Annotated in this window: 20 protein-coding genes; 8 read left to right on the forward strand and 12 right to left on the reverse strand. The window is 66.1% G+C overall.

Annotation, left to right across the window (positions count from 1 at the left end):
* Positions 1-122, reverse strand: a 122-nt coding sequence (locus AZG88_RS55465; RefSeq protein WP_156517427.1) for a transposase, incomplete at its 3' end; no start/stop codon positions are given.
* Positions 123-187: 65 nt separating this feature from the next.
* Here AZG88_RS55465 and AZG88_RS05040 point away from each other — a divergent pair.
* Positions 188-604 (forward strand): alpha/beta fold hydrolase, encoded by a 417-nt coding sequence (locus tag AZG88_RS05040; RefSeq protein ID WP_231913825.1) that lies wholly within the window; start codon positions 188-190, stop codon positions 602-604.
* 6 nt (positions 605-610) lie between these two features.
* Here the strand turns inward: AZG88_RS05040 and AZG88_RS05045 are convergent, their stop codons facing one another.
* The gene (locus AZG88_RS05045) at positions 611-1,063 is read right to left on the reverse strand and encodes a cupin domain-containing protein (protein ID WP_005250154.1); all 453 of its coding nucleotides are present in this window, start codon (positions 1,061-1,063) and stop codon (positions 611-613) included.
* Positions 1,064-1,569: 506 nt separating this feature from the next.
* Here AZG88_RS05045 and AZG88_RS49555 point away from each other — a divergent pair.
* The gene (locus AZG88_RS49555) at positions 1,570-2,064 is read left to right on the forward strand and encodes an ATP-binding cassette domain-containing protein (RefSeq protein WP_231913826.1); all 495 of its coding nucleotides are present in this window, start codon (positions 1,570-1,572) and stop codon (positions 2,062-2,064) included.
* Between the two features lie 21 nt (positions 2,065-2,085).
* On the opposite strand, the gene AZG88_RS05055 is transcribed toward AZG88_RS49555, so the two are convergent.
* From AZG88_RS05055 to AZG88_RS05085, 7 genes are read right to left on the reverse strand one after another with little or no spacing between them, the layout of a single operon-like run.
* Positions 2,086-3,432, reverse strand: a complete 1,347-nt coding sequence (locus AZG88_RS05055; protein ID WP_061043299.1) for a phenylacetate--CoA ligase family protein — start codon at positions 3,430-3,432, stop codon at positions 2,086-2,088.
* Positions 3,433-3,448: 16 nt separating this feature from the next.
* A complete protein-coding gene (locus AZG88_RS05060) occupies positions 3,449-4,603 on the reverse strand; it encodes a CaiB/BaiF CoA transferase family protein (protein ID WP_061043300.1) in 1,155 nt (384 codons plus the stop codon).
* The gene (locus tag AZG88_RS05065) at positions 4,600-5,391 is read right to left on the reverse strand and encodes an enoyl-CoA hydratase/isomerase family protein (protein ID WP_061043301.1); all 792 of its coding nucleotides are present in this window, start codon (positions 5,389-5,391) and stop codon (positions 4,600-4,602) included. Before AZG88_RS05065 ends, AZG88_RS05060 begins: the two co-directional genes overlap by 4 nt.
* Before the next feature lie 53 nt (positions 5,392-5,444).
* Positions 5,445-6,566 (reverse strand): CaiB/BaiF CoA transferase family protein, encoded by a 1,122-nt coding sequence (locus AZG88_RS05070; protein WP_009475372.1) that lies wholly within the window; start codon positions 6,564-6,566, stop codon positions 5,445-5,447.
* Between the two features lie 25 nt (positions 6,567-6,591).
* Positions 6,592-7,758: an acyl-CoA dehydrogenase family protein gene (locus tag AZG88_RS05075; RefSeq protein WP_005250148.1), complete on the reverse strand. Its 1,167-nt coding sequence runs from the start codon at positions 7,756-7,758 to the stop codon at positions 6,592-6,594.
* A gap of 10 nt (positions 7,759-7,768) precedes the next feature.
* Positions 7,769-9,718, reverse strand: coding sequence for an AMP-binding protein (locus tag AZG88_RS05080; protein ID WP_061043302.1), 1,950 nt, complete (start codon positions 9,716-9,718; stop codon positions 7,769-7,771).
* Positions 9,719-9,769: 51 nt separating this feature from the next.
* On the reverse strand, positions 9,770-10,222 hold the full coding sequence (locus AZG88_RS05085; RefSeq protein WP_061043303.1) for a MaoC family dehydratase: 453 nt from the start codon (positions 10,220-10,222) through the stop codon (positions 9,770-9,772).
* 295 nt (positions 10,223-10,517) lie between these two features.
* On the opposite strand from AZG88_RS05085, the gene AZG88_RS05090 reads away from it, so the two are divergent.
* Together AZG88_RS05090 and AZG88_RS54935 are read left to right on the forward strand one after the other, a co-directional pair.
* The gene (locus AZG88_RS05090) at positions 10,518-11,768 is read left to right on the forward strand and encodes an MFS transporter (protein WP_231913827.1); all 1,251 of its coding nucleotides are present in this window, start codon (positions 10,518-10,520) and stop codon (positions 11,766-11,768) included.
* Between the two features lie 94 nt (positions 11,769-11,862).
* Positions 11,863-12,255, forward strand: a complete 393-nt coding sequence (locus AZG88_RS54935; protein ID WP_269455027.1) for a WhiB family transcriptional regulator — start codon at positions 11,863-11,865, stop codon at positions 12,253-12,255.
* Positions 12,256-12,329: 74 nt separating this feature from the next.
* Here the strand turns inward: AZG88_RS54935 and AZG88_RS05100 are convergent, their stop codons facing one another.
* The gene (locus AZG88_RS05100; RefSeq protein ID WP_061043305.1) at positions 12,330-13,040 is read right to left on the reverse strand and encodes a TetR/AcrR family transcriptional regulator; all 711 of its coding nucleotides are present in this window, start codon (positions 13,038-13,040) and stop codon (positions 12,330-12,332) included.
* Positions 13,041-13,186: 146 nt separating this feature from the next.
* On the opposite strand from AZG88_RS05100, the gene AZG88_RS05105 reads away from it, so the two are divergent.
* Together AZG88_RS05105 and AZG88_RS05110 are read left to right on the forward strand one after the other, a co-directional pair.
* Positions 13,187-14,578, forward strand: coding sequence for an APC family permease (locus tag AZG88_RS05105; RefSeq protein ID WP_061043306.1), 1,392 nt, complete (start codon positions 13,187-13,189; stop codon positions 14,576-14,578).
* Entirely contained in the window at positions 14,575-15,723 is a 1,149-nt protein-coding gene (locus tag AZG88_RS05110) for a serine hydrolase domain-containing protein (RefSeq protein WP_061043307.1), read from the forward strand. Before AZG88_RS05105 ends, AZG88_RS05110 begins: the two co-directional genes overlap by 4 nt.
* A 4-nt stretch (positions 15,724-15,727) precedes the next feature.
* Here the strand turns inward: AZG88_RS05110 and AZG88_RS05115 are convergent, their stop codons facing one another.
* Both AZG88_RS05115 and AZG88_RS05120 read right to left on the reverse strand, forming a co-directional pair.
* The gene (locus tag AZG88_RS05115; RefSeq protein ID WP_063819606.1) at positions 15,728-16,795 is read right to left on the reverse strand and encodes an amidohydrolase family protein; all 1,068 of its coding nucleotides are present in this window, start codon (positions 16,793-16,795) and stop codon (positions 15,728-15,730) included.
* 31 nt (positions 16,796-16,826) lie between these two features.
* On the reverse strand, positions 16,827-17,186 hold the full coding sequence (locus AZG88_RS05120; protein ID WP_061697100.1) for a carboxymuconolactone decarboxylase family protein: 360 nt from the start codon (positions 17,184-17,186) through the stop codon (positions 16,827-16,829).
* 290 nt (positions 17,187-17,476) lie between these two features.
* Between AZG88_RS05120 and AZG88_RS05125 the strand changes: the two genes are divergently transcribed.
* Both AZG88_RS05125 and AZG88_RS05130 read left to right on the forward strand, forming a co-directional pair.
* Positions 17,477-18,289 carry an enoyl-CoA hydratase/isomerase family protein gene (locus tag AZG88_RS05125; protein WP_197436213.1) on the forward strand — a complete coding sequence of 271 codons (813 nt, stop codon included), beginning with the start codon at positions 17,477-17,479 and terminating at the stop codon, positions 18,287-18,289.
* Between the two features lie 203 nt (positions 18,290-18,492).
* Positions 18,493-19,311, forward strand: a complete 819-nt coding sequence (locus AZG88_RS05130) for an IclR family transcriptional regulator (protein ID WP_025433481.1) — start codon at positions 18,493-18,495, stop codon at positions 19,309-19,311.
* Positions 19,312-19,344: the final 33 nt, after the last annotated feature.

The following is a 19,344-nucleotide window of genomic DNA, read 5'->3' on the forward strand; positions in this document are numbered from 1 at the left end:
AGTACCAGACGGCGGCAGTGCTTTTCGGGACGACCACCACTGCCCGTGGTGTTTCCGGGTGGAGGAAGCAGTGGTTCGAGAATCGCCCATTGAGCGTCGGTCACCGAGGATGACGAGTACACCGCGCACCGATGCCCGAACCCCTGATCCGGGGTAGGGCATGACGGACACAGTGCGATGAGCGATGATGGCAAGTGAACTCCTGGTCGGGTCGTGGCGTAAGCACCTACTGACCTACCAGGAGTTCACCCATTCCTCACCAGTCACACGCCGATCAGCCCGAGTTTTCAGATGCGCTCTCAGAGGTGACGGTCGCTGGTACTGGCACTGGGATCCGGCCTTCGTCGGCTACGCGGACAACCGCGGCAATTCCGACGAGCGGCGGCTCGCCGCCCTGGCCGCCCGGATCACGGTTCCCACCTTGATAGTTCACGGAACGAGGTCGGAGATCGTCTCGCGGGAGGCGGTCGACGAGATGCTCGCCCTGGTGCCGAATTCCGAGGCCGTCGAAGTGGACGCGGGGCACATGATCGCCGGCGACGACAACGAGGCGTTCGCCCTGCACCTCGAAGGCTTCCTCGAACGGGCTCTCCCGTCACGCTGAGCAGAGTCAGCCCTTCGTGCCTGCGACCATCACCGCGACCATCGTCACCGGCTTGTCCGTTCGGTTGCTCCACGCGTGCTTGTTGCCCCGGTTGATCACCGTGTCACCCGGCCTGAGCAGGGTCTCACCCGTCTCGTAGATCGCATAGATCTCACCGTCGATGATCGTCGCGATATCGACGGTCTCGGTGGCATGCAATCCGACGATCTCGTCGCTGTCCGCCTTGGCGTCCTCGCCGTGCAGGTTTCCGATCGACGCCGCGTAGACAGCCGGATCGATTTCGCTGTCGGGTGGAAATGTCGCCAGGCGGACGACGAGCCCACTGGCGGGCGGCGCGAGTTCCACCTCGGGCTCGAGGGTGTCACCGTCGGTGAAGACGGCGGGGAGTGCATCGACCCTCCACACGTCGTTCACGGAGAAGGCAGGCAGTGCGACCCGAGTGCCGGTGGTCTCGTCCACGACAATCGTCGACTTGCCGTCGGCGTCGACCGGCGCCCGTGCAACGGAGTGTCCAGATAATTGGACACCTTCACCCCGGCTCCCCGGCCGACGTTCAGCATGGCGAACTCGCCGAATCAAGAACCACGGAGGTTGCATTGACGACTCGGAACCCATCGGCGACCAAACGAATACGGTCGACTCAGCGGATGCGGCGAGCGCGAATACGTACGACCGTAATGGCGATCAGCCTTGCTGCGACTGTGTCCGTCGGCGCTGTTGCCGCTCCCTCGGCAGGCGCGGCCCCGACGAATGATGCGGCGGGACCGAGCTACCTCCTGGTCGGTGGCACAGGTTCGTCGAACATCGGGGTGTTGCGCGAATCGAATGGTCGCTTGACTCCCGTCGGGCAGCCCGTGCCCACCAATACCGGCACGCTGTCGATCGCGGTCACAGCGAATGGTCGATTCGGTGACGATCCCCGGAGCGACGAGCGGTCTGTCCATTCCGGTGGGCGAGCGCACGCGGTGACTGCAGCGAAGGAAGGAGCCGATGTCCGTGATCAGACCGGGCTCGACGCGGTCATCGCCAACGCCGGACTGTGGGATCTCGGGCCCAAGTCCTGGGAAATCACTGACCCGCGTGCCCGGAAGACGTTGGCGCAGAGGTTCGTCGACCAGTTCGAGGTCCGCACCCTCGCGCCCGGCAAGGCCACCCTCGAGGAGTTGAGCGGTGGAAATCAGCAGAAGGTCGTACTCGCCAAGGGACTGACCCGCAAGCCGCTGGTCGCCATCATCGACGAGCCCACCCGCGGTGTGGATCTGGGCACGATTCCGGAAATTCACGCGATGATCCGCGCTCTCGCCGACGACGGAGTCGCGGTGGTGGTCATCTCGTCCTACCTGCCCGAGATCCAGGCACTGTCCGATCGGGTCCTGGTCGCACGCGCGGGCAGCATCGCAGCCGAGTTCTCGCCGGAGGAAGCCGACGAGGAGAGCCTCATGTTCGCGGCGGTGCACTGACGCGCAGCGCCACGACCTCCGTCACGACACCCGTTCGACGAGATTCACCTTGACGTGGTCCGGTCGCGCGAGGGTGCGGTCGGGCACGAGCTCGACGATCGCCTTGACGCCCAGCGCCGACCGGACCCGCTGCTCGATCGACGACCGCAGCTCGTCCTGCTGCTCGGTACCGACTCCGTCGGAATACTCCACGACCAGCATGAGCGGCTTCTGGGTCGAGTGCCCCTCGAAGTCGACGCGGATACGCATCTCGCCGGTGGTGGCCGGCGCCAGCTCCGACACCAATTGCTTGACCGCGGAAGGAAAGAGGTTGATGCCGCGCACGATCAGCATGTCGTCGGTCCGGCCGACGCACCGCACCTTGTACCCGGTGCGGCCACATGCGCAGTCGGTGCCGGTGACCACCACGTGGTCGCGGGTGCGGAACCGCAGCAGCGGCGACGCCTGCCGGCGCAGCGCCGTGTACACCAACTCTCCCCGCGCGCCCGCCACGGGCGCGACGATTTCGTCGGTCTCCGGATCGATCAGCTCGGCCACCATCAGGTCCGGGGAGAGGAAGTGCATCCCGTCACCCGCCTCGCACTCGCCCCAGTAGATGCAGGCGATGTCGGTGCCGCCGAGCATCTCCCGCGACGTGGCGCCCCACAACGACTCGAGCTTGCCGCGTACCGCGGGCAGGCCGCCACCGGGCTCGCCGCCCACGCTGATCGCGCGCACGCCCAGATCGCGGGCCTGCAGGCCGAGGATCGACGGTGCCTGCTCGGCCAGATACGCCAGGAAGTTCGGCGTGCCGATCAGCGCGTCGGGCCGCTGGTCCGCCTGCACACGCAGGAGTCGCTCGGCGCCCGCCTCCGCGCCGATCGGAATGTCGACGATGCCCATGTACTGCGCCATCTGCACGACGGGGATCCCGCCGACGAAACCCTTGCTCATCCCGAAGCCGTGCAGCAACCGGTCGCCGGGTCGAAAACCGTTGGCGTACAGGGCCCGCGCTCCGAGTTCGCACCAGACGTCGATGTCGCGCCGCGTCAACCCGACGTAGGACGGGCTGCCGGTGGTGCCCGACGACGCCTGGATCTGCACGATGTCGACGGCATCGGCCGCGACATGGTTTCCCAGCGGCGGCGTGGCCGCCAGACTGTCCCGCAGTTCCTGCTTCTCGGTGAACGGCAGGCCCGCGAGGTCCTCCACCGTGCGCACACGGGCGACGTCGACGGAATGCGCGGCGAACTTCGCCTTGTAGAAGTCGCTGCGGGCGGCCAGATAGTCGAGTTGCTCGCGCAGCCGACGATTCTGCAGATCCGCAGCGTCGCCGGGCGCAAGCGACTCGACCGCGCTCCAGTGCCGCGCCGAATGGGGAACAGCCATGGTGCGATCCCTCTTCCTACTCGAATTCGGCCCGGATGGCGTCGGTGTGCGCGCCGAGGGCGGGCACCGCGCCGCTGCGCACCGGCCACCCGTCGGCCACCGCGGGCGGCAGCAGCGCCGGCACCGGGCCCGACGGGGTACCCACCTCACGCCACCGTCCCCGCTCGACCAGCTGCGGGTGCTCGGCCAGGTCACGCACGCTGTTGAGCCGGGCGTTGCCGATCCCCGCGGCGTCCGCCGTCTTCTGGATCTCCGCCAGCGTGTGCTCCGCGCACCACGCCCCCACGACCGCGTCCAGTTCGTCACGCGCCTCGACGCGATTGTCATTGTGCGCGTAGGGCGGTTCGTCGACGAGCTCCGGCCGGCCGATCATCTCGGCGAGGCGTCGCCACTCCCGGTCGTTGGTGGTCCCGAGCACCGCGGTCTGCCCGTCGGAGGTGGGGTACGCGCCATAGGGCGCGATCATCGGTGAGCCCATGCCGACCGGCACCGGCTCGGTGCCGGCGTGGATCACCTGATTGAGGGCGAACCCCATCATCTCGGCGACGGTGTCGAGCATGGCGATCGGGATGACCGCTCCGCGTCCGGTCCGCTCCCGGTCGTAGAGCGCCGCCAGCACCGCCGAGTACGCGTACAGCGCGGTGCCGACGTCGGCCACCGGTATGCCCGGCTTGGCCGGATGCCCCGGTGTGCCGGTGATGCTGCAGGACCCGCCCTCCGCCTGGATGAGCAGGTCGTACGCCCTCTTGTGGTCGAGGGGACCGCCCTTCCCGTAGCCGGAGATGTCGACCACGATCAGGCGCGGGAAGTCACGCGAGAGGTCCCGGGTGCCGATCCCCAGCCGGTCGAGCGCGCCGGGCGCGAGGTTGCTGACCACGACGTCGGCGGTGGCGAGAATGTTCCGGAAGATCCCCATGTCGGCTGCGGACTTGAGGTCCAGCGCCGCCGACTCCTTGCCGTGGTTCAACCACGTGAAGTGTGCGGACATCCCGCCGACCACGGAGTCGTACGCGCGCGTCGAGTCGCCGTAGCCCGGGGCCTCCACCTTGATCACGCGTGCCCCGAGGTCGGCGAGGTGGCGCGTGCAGAGAGGCGCCGAGATGGCCTGCTCCAGTCCGACCACGGTGATGCCGGCGAGCGGCCCCTGCGTTTCCTGTTCGGTTCCGGTCACGAGAACTTCGGCTCCCGCTTCTCGCGATGCGAGGACACGCCCTCGACCACGTCGGGACCACCGAAGCCGTAGAACTCCAACCCCAGTGACGCGTCGAAGATCGGCATGGCCTGCCGGTACCAGCCGTTGAGGGCCATCTTGGTGCCCTGGATACCGGCCCGGGAGCCGGCGGCCAGCTTCCGCGCGATCTCCATCGCCCGGTCCTGCACCTGGTCGTCGTCGACGCACAGCGACACCATGCCGATCCGCTCCGCCTCCTCACCGGTGAGCACCTCGTTGGTGAGCAGGTGGTACTTGGCCTTCGCCATGCTCGTCAGCAACGGCCAGCAGATGGCCGCATGGTCCCCGGCGGCGACACCCAGCCGGACGTGGCCGTCGACGATCTTGGTGCGACGGCCCGCGACGGAGATGTCGGCGAGCAGCGCGGCCACGAGGCCGGCACCGGCGGCCGGTCCGTTGATCGCGGAGATGATCGGCTGCGGGACCTCGATGATGTTGCGCACCAGGTCGCGTGCCTCACGCATCACTCGCGTCCGCGACGAGTAGTCGCCGATCATGGCCTCGACGAGATCGAAGCTGCCGCCCGCCGAGAAGGCCCGCTCACCGGCGCCGCGAATGATCACGGCGCGTACCGACTGGTCGAGACCGATCACCGGCCAGATGTCGGCCAGCTCGCGGTGCGCGTCCGGGCCCACCGCGTTGAGGTTCGGCCCGTCCAGCATGATGCGGAGAATGCCTTCTTCCGGGCGATCTACCTTCACGGACGTGAAGTCCTCGTAGCTGGTCACTGGTGCTTCCTTCCTGGGAAATTCTCGGGTCGATCGGTGTGCCGGCGATTCGGTCAGTCGCCGAGGCCCCACCGCGACGCGACGTCCGCGGTGGCGACCGTGCCCACCCGCGGTGTCTCGGGTTCGCGAGCGGGTGTGCCGCTGAAACGCGGCGCGGGCATCGGATGCAGGACACCGCCGACGGTCCGGTACACGCCGCGCTGGGTGTTGTGGGGATCCACCGCGGCCTCGTCGAACGTGAGCACCGGGGTGACGCAGGCATCGGTACCCGCGAACACCTTCTCCCATTCGTCACGGGTGCGGCACTCGACCGCGTCGCCGATGAGCTTCCGCAAATGCGGCCACGCGGCGCGATCGTTCTGGTCGGGCCAGTCGGCGGTATCGACGCCGAGTCGCGAGGTGAACTCCCGGTAGAAGTCGGGTTCGAGCGCGCCGACGGCGATGTAGCCGCCTTCCGCGCACCGATAGGTGTCGTAGAACGGTGCTCCGGAGTCGAGGAAGTTCGTCCCCGGATCGTCCGAGTAGAGGCCCGCGGCGCGCAGGCCCTGGAGCTTGGCGGTGAGGGCCGCGACACCGTCGACCATCGCCGCGTCGATCACCTGCCCCCGCCCCGTGCGGGCGGCGGAGACCAGGGCGCACGCAATGCCGTACGCGCCCATGGCGCCGCCTGCCGCGTAGTCACCGAGCAGGTTGATCGGCGGGCGCGGCGCACTGTCGGACCGTGCCATGGCGTGCAACGCGCCGGACTGCGCCACGTAGTTGATGTCGTGTCCGGCGTCCCGCGAACGCGGCCCCGTCTGTCCGTAGCCGGTCAGCCGGACGTAGACGAGGCGCTCGTTGCGTGCCATCACCTCGTCCGGTCCGAGCCCGAGCCGTTCGGTCACGCCGGGCCGGTATCCCTCGATGAAGACGTCCGCGGCTTCGGCCAGGCGCAGCACACTCTCGCGTCCGTCCGGGTCCTTGAGGTCGACGGCCACCGCGTCGACGCCCCGGTTGACCACGTCGACTTCCTCGGTCAGACCGTCCGTCTGGCTGAGGGCGCGGGCCGACCGGTTCGGTGGCCGCACCACCCGCACCACGTCGGCTCCCATGTCGGCGAGCAGCATCGAGACGTACGGCACCGGGCCCATTCCCGCGAGCACCAGTGCCCGGACTCCAGCCAGCGGACCGGTCATCGTCACACTCCTTCGTCGGTGGGGCTCAGTACGACCGCGGCAGGCCGAGCACCTGCTGCGAGACGTAGTTGCGCACCATCTCCTGCGAGAACGGCGCGTTGCGCAGGAGGCGCACCTCCCGCCACAGCCGCTCGATGTGGTACTCCTTGGCGTACGCGTAGCCGCCCAGTGTCGAGAACACGCGGTCGCACGCTTCGAAGCCGGCCTCGGCGCCGAGGTACTTCGCTGCCGCGGCCTCGTGCCCGCACTCCTGCTTGTCGTCGAAGAGTTTCGCGGCGTGCATCGCCATGCGCTCGGCCGCCTCGAGGCGGATCCACGAGTCCGCGAGCGGATGGGCGACGGCCTGGTTCTGGCCGATCGGGCGATCGAACACCACCCGGTTCTTCGCGTACTCGGTGCCGATCTCGAGGGCCGCGCGGCCGAGGCCGATGCCCTCCATCGCGACGACGATGCGTTCGGGGTTGAGTCCGTCGATGATGTAGTAGAAGCCCTTGTCGACCTCGCCGACCACGTCCTCGTCGGCCACGAACAGGTTGTCGATGAACAGTTCGTTGGTGTCGATGGCCGCGCGCCCGAGCTTGTCGATCTCGCGGATCGTGACGTGCTTGGGGTCGAGTTCGGCGAAGAAGATGGTCATCCCGTGCAGCGGCTTGTCGTCGCGCCGCGGCGCCGTGCGGGCCAGCAGCAGGATGCGGTGCGCGTTCTGGGCGTTGGTGATGAACACCTTCTGGCCGTTGATGACCCAGCCGCCGTCGACCTTGGTCGCCTTCGTCTTGATGCGGGACGTGTCGACACCGGCGGTCGGCTCGGTGATGCCGAACGCGGTGAGCATCTCACCCGAGGCCAGCTTGGGGAGATACTTCTTCTTCATCTCCTCCGAGCCGTACCGGACGATCGGCGCCGGCGGGAAGACGTAGAAGTGGATCGCCGAGCCACCGCTCATGCCGCCGCCGGACGACGCGATCTCGCCCATCATCACGGCAGCCTCCTGCAGGCCCAGACCGATCCCGCCGTACTCCTCCGGGATCATCGCGCCGAGCCAGCCCCCGTCCGCGAAGGCCTTGATGAAATCCCAGGGGTATTCGTGCTTGTTGTCCTTGTCGAGCCAGTAGTTGTTGTCGAACTTCCGCGCCAGCTCGCGAGTCGCCTTGCGGACGATCTCGATGTTGCTTTCGGTGTCGAAATCTGCCATCTCAGTACTCCTAGTCTTCGCCCGCGTACACGGGAATGTCCTCGAGCGGCGTCGCCGGGTCGAGCGACGACATGTCGCCGATCGGGGCACCGATGAACCGCGACCGGATGGCGCGGCGCATGATCTTTCCGTTCTTCGTCTTCGGCAGCGTCGGCACCGTATAGACCTCGGGCGCAAAGGATTTGCCCGCGTTAGCCAATGCCGTCGCCTGCAGGTCGTCGTTGTCGACACCGTCGGCGCGCAGGACCGCGAATGCCACCGCGCGCTGACCGCGCATCTCGTCCGGCACGCCGATCACCGCGACCTCCGTGATCCGGTTGTCACGCAGCAGGGCGGCCTCGATCTCAGCCGGCCCCACGCGGCGCCCGGAGAGCTTGATCGTGTCGTCCGAGCGGCCGTGGATCCGCCACATGCCGGCAGAGTCGACGCTCGCGAGGTCGCCGTGCACCCAGACGCCGTCCCAGCGACTCCAATAGGTGTCCAGGTAGCGGTCCCGGTCCTGCCAGAAGGCGTGCGTCATCCCGGGGAACGTGTTGAGCACCGCGAGTTCGCCGATCTGGCCGACGACGGGCTTACCGTCGTCGTCGAGGACGGCCGCATCGACGCCGGGCAGTGGCCCGGTGAACGCCGCCGGCGCGGCGGGGAGGAACGGGTAGCCGACGAGGATCCCGCCACCGACCTCGGTGCCGCCGCTGTAGTTGACGATCGCGCGCTCTCGCCCGCCGACCTCGTCGAACAGCCAGAACCAGGTCGGCTCGTCCCAGGCCTCGCCGGTGGAGACGAACGTCTTCAGGGTCGGCATCGCCGGAGCGCTGCCGTCGCCCGCCGCCTTGAGTGCGCGTGCCGCCGTCGGTGCGATGCCCTGCACGGTGACGCCGTTGCGGTTCACGATCTCCCACATACGATTCGGTGTGGGGTGGGTGGGCAGGCCCTCGATCATCACGATGGTCGCACCGAGCTGCAGCGGACCGGTCATGAGCATCGGGCCCACCAGCCAACCGAGGTCGGTGATCCAGGAGACCACGTCGTCGGCGTGCACGTCGAAGCCGTAGGCGAAGTCGACCGCTGTCTTGGCCGCGAAACCGCCGTGCGAGTGCACGATTCCCTTCGGCCTGCCCGTCGTTCCGGACGTGTAGACGATGGCCAGCGGATCGTTCGACTCGGTCTTCGCGGTCGGCACCGGCTCCGGATCGGCCGCCAGTTCGTCGTAGTAGACGTCACGGCCTTCCTGCATCGGCACGTCGGTTCCCAGGTGCCGGATCACCACGACGGAGCGCACCGTCGGCGCCTGGGCGAGTGCGGCATCTGCGGTCGCCTTCATCTCGACGACCTTGTCGCGGCGCGTCGTGCCGTCGGCGGTCACCAGGAGGACGGCGTCCGAATCCTGCAGACGCGTGGCCAGGGCGTCGGGCGCATATCCACTGAACGTGGGCACCGCGACCGCGCCGATCATCGCGATCGCGAGAAAGGCCACGGCGGCCTCGGGCACGACCGGCATGAACAACACCACACGATCGCCCCTACGGACTCCCAGGCCCGCGAGGTGCGCCGCGAATCGGCTCACCTCCGCCGCGAGTTCCGCGAAGGTCAGCGTGCGCCGCTGTCCCCCGTCGCCCTCGTAGACCACCGCGGTCTTGCCGGCGAGGGCACCGCGTGCGTGCCGGAGGGCTGCCAGTTCCGCGACGTTGATCCGGCCACCGGGGAACCATCTCGGGAATTCCTTGCCCTCGGACTCGTCGAGAACACGGTCGAACGGCACCGAGAACTCGACGTCGAGGTCGGCGAGCGCCTCGCGCCAGAACCACTCGGGATCGGCGACGGCGCGACGACCCAGCTCGGCGACGGCGGCGGCGTCGTCGCCGAAGCCCCAGCTCTTCATCGCCGCGAGCAGCCTCGCGCGCTCGCGCACCGCGGGGCCGGGAACCCAGGCCATCTCCTCGGGCTGGCTACTGATGCCCATTTCCGTGTTCTCCTCGTCTGGGACTGTCGGTCGTCGGGTCGGGGTGAGCGATCAGGCCGACTTCTTGAGCATCAGGCCGACGCGGGTGGCGTCGCACACGATCTCGTCACGCTGGTTGATGCCGTAGTGACGGAAGGTGACGATGCCGGAGTCGTTGCGGCTCTTCGACTCCCGGGCCGACACGATCTCGGTGCGCACGTGGATGGTGTCACCGTGGAACACCGGCTTCGGGAACTTGATCGAGTCGAAGCCGAGGTTGCCGAGGGTGGTCCCGTACGTGGTGTCGTGCATCGAGATACCGGCAACGAGGCCGAGGAGGAACAGGCTGTTCACCAGACGCTGCCCGTGGATGGAGTCCTTGCTGTACTCCGCATCCAGGTGGAGCGGCGCCATGTTCAACGTCATCGTGCTGAACAAGACGTTGTCGGTTTCGGTCACGGTGCGGCGCACCTCGTGATCGATAACCATTCCCGGTGCGAATTCCTCGAAGTACAGACCCGGCATGTGACGTCCTTTCTCTCGAGCGACGACGAGTACGACCGTCGGTCGCTGCAGTTCGTAGCCTCACCCTAGATTAAATATATTATGCATGCAAGGTCTCGATATTTAGTGCCCGATGTATTGCACAACTCGCGTTTCAGGTGAATAGTATATGATGTATAACACACAGCGTTGACGGAGTGATCTCGACGACCAGAACGAAGGGCACCCTTACGTGAACAACACTGAAGAAAACCTCATGACCAACCCTGTGCCCACGCAAGTCCCGCGGTCCGAACCGACAACAGAACCTCGCAAAGTGACCGCATGGGGTATCACGGGAATGCTCGTGGTGCTGTACCTCATGAACGCGTCCGACAAGGCGGTGTTCGGCCTCATCGCCCAGCCGCTCAGCGAGGATCTCGGGCTCAGTGCGTCACAGATCGGCTTCACCGGCAGCATGTTCTTCCTCGCCTTCAGCTTCGGCGGCTTCTTCGCGGGACCGATCAACAAGGTTCTCGCGCTCCGGTGGTCCATCGCGATCATCGCCGTGCTGTGGGGCGTCGTCATGCTGCCGCTCGTCGTGTGGTCGACGTTCGCAGTCCTGCTCGCGAGCCGGATGCTCCTCGGGCTCACCGAGGGGCCGACATCCGCGCTGCTGCACACGGCCGCCTACTCGTGGCATGCGCCCGCGAAGCGAGGTCTGCCGAGCGCGCTCATCATCAGCGGAAGCATGCTGGCCAAGATGGCCGTCGTTCCGATCCTCGCGCTCGTGGTGGCCGAGTACGGGTGGCGAGCAGCCATCATCGTGCTCGCATTCGCGACCACACTGTGGTGCATCCCGTGGCTGCTGACCTGGCGTCCCGGCCCGTACACCGTGGGCGGCAAGCACACGTCCGCGGACGACGCCACCGACAGCGAGCCGGCAGTCCGCTGGCGGCGTCTGCTCACCTCGAGGACCTTCGTGTCCGCCGTACTCGTCGCGATGAGCGCCTACGCGCTCATGACCGTCGTGCTCACCTGGCTGCCTTCGTACTTCGAGCAGGGATTGGGATACTCCCGCCTCGAGTCGGGCACTTTGTTCGCGGCACCGAGCTTCGTCGGGCTCGCGACGCTCATCGGCGGATCCTGGCTGAGCGATCGCGGGATCAGCCGCGGCCTGTCCATCCGCCTGGTCCGCGTGGTCGTGCCGTGCGTCGGCGTCATCGTCGCCGGGGTGCTGCTGGTGAGCCTGCCGGCCCTGGGGTCTCCGCTTCTCGCGGTCTGCGCAGTCTCGGTGGCGTACGGGCTGGTTGTCGCGATATTCCCGCTGCTCAATGCCGCGGTGATCGCGACGTGCCCGCCGCGCCAGACAGCCGGTGTCATCGGCGCCTTCTTCGCGTTACAGGCCATCGGCGGGATCATCGGGCCGTGGTCGATGGGGATCGTCGTCGACGCCTCGGCTAGCAAGATCGACGGGTACCAGGCGGCGTTCCAGTGTCTGGGCATCGTGGGTGCCGTCGTCGCGATCGTCGCACTGATTCTCGCCGACCCGGCGCGTGATCGCGAACTCCTCCGCGTCACGCGCTGACCCGCCGGCCATCCGCTACGCATTCCGCATTGTGCCCAGCACTTCTGGCAACCGTCAGTAGTGCTGGGCACAAACGTCTGTCCTCCGGCCGGCGATGCTTCGGGCCGGTTGCCCCTTCTCGTCGTTCAATATATTATGTTTTCAGTGTCGGCATCGGCACGACATACCTCGTCGAACGATCGGAGCGTGTTCTGTGAGAACATCGCACGCCGCACCGGATGGCGATGTCGCCCCTGAGGAATGGCGGCTGCGCGCGCGGTGCCGTGGCATGGATATCACCGTGTTCTACCTCGACGAGGACGGCAAGAATTCCCAGCTTCAGAGTGAGCGCATCGCGAAGAATATTTGCCGACGGTGCCCGGTGATCAATGAATGCCGTCAGTACGCCATCCATTTCGGCGAACAACACGGCGTGTGGGGCGGATTGACTCCGCGAGAACTCGGCGCTGCCAGAAAATGGAGCCGCTGGCAGAGGAAGCCGGGGTAGGGCTGTAGCGAGCGCCTGCATATCGAACAGGCAGCGGGTTTGGGTTTGCAATCAGTGCGTTCGCTCACGATTCGCTACGCGGACTCGGCGCTCTCGCGCTCGGCGGCCGCCAGCACAGCCTCGACCACCAGATCGTAGATCGTCCGACGATCGATTCTGGTCAGCTCCGTGATGTGGGCACGGGCCGTCGGAAACTCGCCGTCGGGAAGATGCGCGTAGATGCGCGTCCACGACGCGGCGTCCTTCGCCTGGATCTCGGAGTCCAGGGTGGCGAGTACGGCGACCTGCCCGGCGAGCCCGAGCGTGGCGTCGGCGAATGCCCGGTAGTACCGGACCGTGGCTTCGCGTGACAGACCCGACCGCGCGAACGTCTCGAGGATCAGCTCGACCATTCGGCGCTCTGCCGGACCGCCCGTCGTGCGGGCGAACGTCAGCGCCGCGATAGCAGGTGAGCGGACCGCGGTCGCCCAGATCCGATCGGCGATGCGCCGCAACGTATCCTGCCAGTGCTCGCTGTCGGGCACCTCTCCGATCTCCTCGAGCTCGACGGCGGTCGCATGGTCGTAGACGGCCAGCAGCAACTCGTCCTTGTCACGGAACAGCCGGTACAGAGTCGTCGCATCGACCTTCAGTTCCTCACCGAGGCGACGCATCGTCAGCCCCGCGACGCCGTCACGCTGAGCCAGTTCGAACGCGGCCTTCACCGCGGCTTCCTGCTGCAGCCCCTTGCGCTCACGCCGCGTCGTCCGCGCCGGCGTTGTGGCGCGAACGGTGTCCTTCGCCATTCTGCTCCCCTCGATCCCTCGACCGATCCACCGTAGCAATACAGCACCTGCACATCGCGCTACCCACAAAGTTGTCAACAGCGTTGACAACATCGTTTCGGCAGAGTTTAGTGGTCGTCGCCACAGCACTACTTCAAGGAGTTCGCATGACGGAATCGCGGGTCGCGACAGCGACTGACGAACCACAGTTGACGCCGCGACTGACACTTCCGTCAGTAGTGGCATTCGGGTTGTCCTACATGGCTCCGAGCCTGGTCATGATCATTTTCGGCGTCATCGCAGTCGTCAGTGCCGGCACCGCGCCCACGGCGTTCCTGGTCGCGACAGGGGCGATGCTGCTCACCGCACTGAGCTACGCACGGCTGGCGCGCATCTACCCGGTCTCGGGTTCGGCGTACTTCTACGCCCGCCGCAACCTCGGCTCGGCGGCCGGGTTCCTGGTCGGATGGGCGATCCTGTTGGACTACCTGTTCTTGCCGATGGTCGCGTGGCTGGCGCAGTCGATCCTGCTCAACGCACAGTTCCCGGCGGTTCCGATCTGGCTGTGGATGTTGATCAACGCCGGCTTGACGACGGCGATCAACGTCATCGGGATCGCGCTTGCCGATCGTCTCAACCGGCTGCTGCTCGCCGTCTCCACCTTCTTGGTACTGCTCTTCTTCGCGTACTGCATCAAGTTCCTCGCCGGCAATCCGGTCGCCTCCTACGGCGAACCGTTCTGGAACTCCAACAGCACGGTCGCCGGCATCTCCGCGGCAGCGGCGATCGCGGCGTACTCGTTTCTCGGTTTCGACGCGGTGACCACACTCGCCGAGGAGACCAAGGACGCCGCGCGAAACATCCCCCGGGCCATCATCTGGATCGTCTCGATCGGCGGCGTCATCTTCTTCGTCGTGGCCTATGTCATGCAGCTCGTCCACCCCGGCGACATCTTCGACGATGCACAGGCCGCGTCGTACGCAATGTCGGTGCAGGTCGGTGGTCAGTTCTTCGCCGATTGGACCAACCTCGCCGGAATCATCGCAGGATCGGCATCCTGCCTTGCCGTCCAGCTCAGCTCGAGCCGTCTACTGTTCATCATGGGCCGCGACGGCGTGCTTCCCCGCCGATTGTTCGGAAAGCTCAACGGCCGTACCCGGACTCCCGTGTTCTGCGTGCTCGTCACGGGCGGCATGTGCTTCCTCGGTATGAACATGCCGCTCGAAACCGCGACGGGATTCATCAACTTCGGCGCGTTCACGGCCTTCAGCGCAGTCAACCTCTGCGTCATCGTGTACTACCTGCGAAACTACGCCACACGGCAGTTGAGTGCCGTCCGCTTCGTGGTCATGCCGCTCGTCGGCGCCGTCGTGACGCTGTACATGATCACCCAGCTCAGCGAACATGCACTGATCTCCGGAATCGCCTGGTTGGCAATCGGAATCGTCTACCTCGTCTGGCTCACACGCGGTTTCCGCCGGCCGACGCCCGAAATGAGCTTCACCCACGAGCAGGCGGTCATCGTGGCCGCCGAAGAGAGCAGCGAGGGCGCGAGATGATCGACGACACCAAGACGATTGTCAGCCTTGCGGATTGGCAGAGCCCACCGATCAACCGGTACACCTTCGGCCGAATGCGGCAAGTCGTGCCGTCGGCACAGGTGGCTGCCGGATCGGCGCCACTGCGACTCACCGACGGCGACCCGCTCGATCTCGATCTCCCCGTCGGCACCGAAACGCTCCGTTCGGTACTCGACCGCACCTACACCGACGGATTCATGGTCCTCCACAACGGCAGTGTCCGCGCCGAGCTGTACCCCGGAGACCTCGAACCCGGCCGGACGCACATGCTGTTCTCGGTCAGCAAATCAATCGTCGGAACCGTCGCGGCACACTTGATCGCAGCCGGTCTGCTGGACCCGGAAGCCGCACTCACCGAGTACATTCCGGAGCTTGCAAACTCCGGTTACGCGGGTGCCACTGTGCGCCACATCCTCGACATGCGTTCCGGCATCCGATTCTCCGAAGAATATCTGGAACCGGGCGCCGAGGTGCGCTACCTCGATCAGGCCGTGGGCTGGATTCCGCGCGTCGACGATTGGGTACCGCCGTCGCTCTACCAGTTCCTTCCGATGCTGAAAGCGGCTCGCCCCCACGGCGGCCCTTTCGAATACCGATCGTGCGAAACGGATGTACTCGGCTGGGTGTGCGAACGCGCCGCCGCCGACCGCATGCCGGCGCTGCTGTCGCGGCTCGTGTGGTCGAAGTTCGCCGCCGACGACATGGACGCCGGGGTAGACCGTGCCGGAGCCGTTTTCGCGGACGGCGGCCTCGCCGCGACGCTCCGGGACGTTGCACGATTCGGTGAGATGCTCCGCCGCGGCGGACGCATCGGCGCCGAACAGGTCGTGCCGCTGCACTGGATCGACGATTCCCTACGTGGCGCGCCCGATTCGTATGAGGCATATTCCCAATCGCCGACCGGAACGCCGTTCCCGGGCGGAATGTACCGAAATCAGTTCTGGATTCCCCACCCCGATCGGCGTGTGCTGTTGTGTCTGGGAATCTACGGTCAGTCCATCTACATCGACATCGACCGGGGCGTCGTCGTCGTGAAACTGTCGTCCTGCCCGACACCGGTGAACGACGAACTGGACAACGCCGCATTCGCCGCGGCCGAGGCCGTCGCCGCAGCGTTGGCCTGAACGGTCACAGCATCAGGGCGTGCGGAGGCCCCGGTCCACGACCGCGGGGGCCGCGCACGTCCGCCTGTCCAACGGACGGGATTCGGTAAACACGCCTCGCCGTACGACTGAACAATGCCGTCCTCTCCGAGGCAGAGAAGGCTTCCGTAACGGACTTCAGCGCATTCCACAGGGGCACGAATCCGCACGATCGAGCATCCGGCGGAAAGTTACTCTCCATCATGCAGCGGTCCGCACCAAACGCCTCCACCGCGGTTTCGACGTATGGGCGCCAGATCTCTGCCAGTTCATCCGAACCGGCCTTGGTCTCCCGACTTTCGAGGCCGAAACCCCAGAAGGGCAGGCCTAGACCACCGATCTTGCAGACGACGTTGGGACGTCGAGCAAGATCATGCAGGGAGACTCGCCAGCTTCGAAAGATTGCGGTGCTCTCCTCAGCGTTCGTTTCCATGGCTATCGCCAACCCCAGATGGTTCAGGATCATCGTCGTCTCTGGAACGGAGTCCGCCAATCTGCTCAACTCTGGGAGCTGATGGTGGAGGACGGCGGCGTCGAAAGTGAGTTCTCGTTTCCCGAGCTCGCGCAGTCCTGACACGAGTCCCGGGCGGCGGATGAGTCCACTCGGGGGACGGTGTGTGATGTACCGATACGGCGCCTCCGACGGGTGTTCGATCAGTATCTGTCGGACCCCACGGAAGCGGTCGGGTGCGGTCGAGAGCGCGAGATCGAGGAACTCTCCCGCGGGCTCGCCGACGGTGAGGTCTGCGTAGCCCACAATCGCGGCCGAGACCCGGCAGGGTCCGTAACCGCCGCTGTCACTCATCGCGGCCACGCCGTTGGCGAACTCGACCTCACCAATCGCGCGCAACTGCGCCGGACCGTAGGTGCGTGCCATCGCCTGGGTTTCGACGTACACCGAGGCAACGATGTTGTGCCCCGCCGAGGCATCCGCCAGATAGTCCTCGAACATGTAGCGACCGGTCGGGCGGTCGAAGAGGTGGTGGTGCGAGTCGACGATCTCGAGGTCGGGATCGAGGATCGGTTCACTCGTCCTGCCGTTGTGTTCGGTCATAGTGGTTCCCTTCCTGCTGCGCAGACCTAGGTCAGCTCGTCGGGATCTCTGCATCATTCTCTTGTTCCAGGACGGTCTCGAGCGTCGCTATCGCCGTCACGGCATTGGGCCATCCTGCGTAGAACGCGAGATGGGTGATGATTTCGACGAGTTCATCTTGTTGTACGCCGTTGTCCAATGCCCGCGAAAAATGCCCCGGCAGTTGGTTTTCCCGGCAGAGCGCGACCAGCGCAGCCACGGTTATCAGACTGCGGTCGCGTGGGGACAACCCAGGTCGCTCCCAGACGTCACCGAACAGCACATCGTCTGTCAACGATGCCAGCTTCGGCGCGAGAGTGCCGAACATCCTCTGCGCACGGCTGACAGTTCTCTCTTCGGCATCTTCGGTCATCGGTCTCCTTCGAGGATGGGATCGGTCGTCACGGCGGTCGCCTTCGCGCCGCACGTTCGACAAGTCGGCGCGTGCACCGTTGTCGCCCGGCACGGAGATACTCTACCTGCATCGCACCTTGTGCTGCATTATATATTGAGTACAGTTCACGACATTCCCCACGTGCGCGGTTCTCGACTGCCCGGCGCGACTGACGGTCCGGCCTAGTAGCCGGTCCAAACCCAGGCACCGTCCATCCACCGGTCGTCACTTCCGTCGACCGAACGACATCGATGAGAAACGGAGACGTTGTGGCACCTGAAGCAACGACCACACCGATCGCCGGTGGCCACGTAACGGTTACCCGTCGCGGCGCTGCCGGCGTGATCGAACTCAGCAGGCCCGAGAAGTTCAATGCGCTGAGCCGGGCAGCCTTCGAAACCATTCGTGCGGCAATTGACGAGTTCGAGCAGCCCGACTCCGGCGTCCGGTCTGTGCTGATCACCGCGCAGGGTAGACACTTCAGCACCGGGGGCGATCTCGCAGAAGCAAAGGTGATGATGCGAGACCCGACACTGCTCGACGACTTCCTTCTACTGGTCCACGAGACCTTGCAGCGACTGGAGAACAGCCCACTGCCCGTGATCGCATCGTGCCGGGGCCTCGCTCTCGCGGGCGGGCTCGAGCTGGCACTGTGCTGCGATGTGGTCTTCGCTGCGAGCGACGCTCGTTTCGGCGATCAGCACGTGCAATACGGGCTGGTGCCGGCCTGGGGTGGAACCCAGCGGATTCCGCGGCTCATCGGACTCAGCCGGGCACTCGACCTGATGTATTCAGGCCGATGGATCGACGCCGAAACCGCGCTGCGCTGGGGGATCGTCAACTACGTGGTAGACCCCGAGCGATTGGACGAAGAAGCGACCAAATACTGCAGCGTCTTGGCCTCCCGGAGCCGGCCCGGGTTGGCAGCCATGAAACGGCTTGGGCGTGGTGCGCTCCACAACACCCTGAATCTTGGTCTGCACCTCGAGCGAGAGACAGTTGTCGGGGCCATGGCCGGAGGGGACCCGGCGGAAGGCATCGCCGCCTTCGAGGCGCGGAGGCATCCGCACTTCACAGAGTGAGGTCCCCGACCGAATGGACGGATCGGGCACGCGTGGTGCGATGGCACTGCCCGATTCCCGAATCCGCCCGATTCAACGCCTAGGGCGAGCGAGTAAAGTCATTCTCCGTCCACACATGCTCGATCCGCGTGCGAGGACTCTACTGGAGCGTTCGGGTAGCTCTCTTCAGAATGGTCCTGCGGATTCAGGTAGGTGATCAGCCGATGCCGGCGCGTGGCGAGTCGATGATCGAGCGGGTCGTGCGCGTGCTCGAAGCGTTCAAGGACGCCGGTAGTTCCCTGACCGCGTCGGAGATCGCACGCCAGGCCGACATTCCGATCCCGTCGGCGCATCGTATCGTCACGGAACTCGTCGGCCTCGGGATCCTCGACCGCGACGCCGACCGCCGGGTCCGAATCGGAATGCGGTTGTGGGAGATCGTGACCAGATCGTCAGGCGTCCTCACACTCCGCGAGATCGCGCTCCCCTACATGGAAGATCTGCGAGACGTAGTCAACGCGCCCACCCTGCTGTCGATACTCGATCGCAACGACGTCATCAACGTCGACACCCTGTCGTCGCGGCAGCCGAGCGCCACGAACGTGACGCAACCCGGCGTTCGCCTACCCGCGTTGGCGTCGTCTCCCGGCATGGTTCTCGTCGCCTTCGCGCCGCCGGAAGTGCGGGAGCGAATCCTCGAGGAGGCCAAGGTCACTCGCTTCACCGAGCACACCGTGGTCGACCGCACCGAACTTGCACGGATCGTATACGAGACCCGTCGAGTCGGGTATGTCGTCGCACGGCAATGGATCTCGCCCGACGCCACCGGAATCGCCGTGCCGATATTTTCCGACGACGGTACCGCGCTCGCCGCGCTGTCCGTCACGACGCCGTTCGGTGTGGGCGTGCCGTCCGATCTGCTGCCGGCACTGCACACGACCGCCCGCGGCATCTCCCGGGCGTTCCTTGCAGGCAGCGGGCACACCAACCCCCGATTGACCCTGCTGATGCAGCAGATCCGGCACGCCACCGACCCCACATGAGCTGCCCCACTCTTCCACGTTGTTGAGATCGGT

This window comes from Rhodococcus sp. LB1 (genome assembly GCF_001583455.1).
Classification (GTDB): domain Bacteria; phylum Actinomycetota; class Actinomycetes; order Mycobacteriales; family Mycobacteriaceae; genus Rhodococcus_F; species Rhodococcus_F opacus.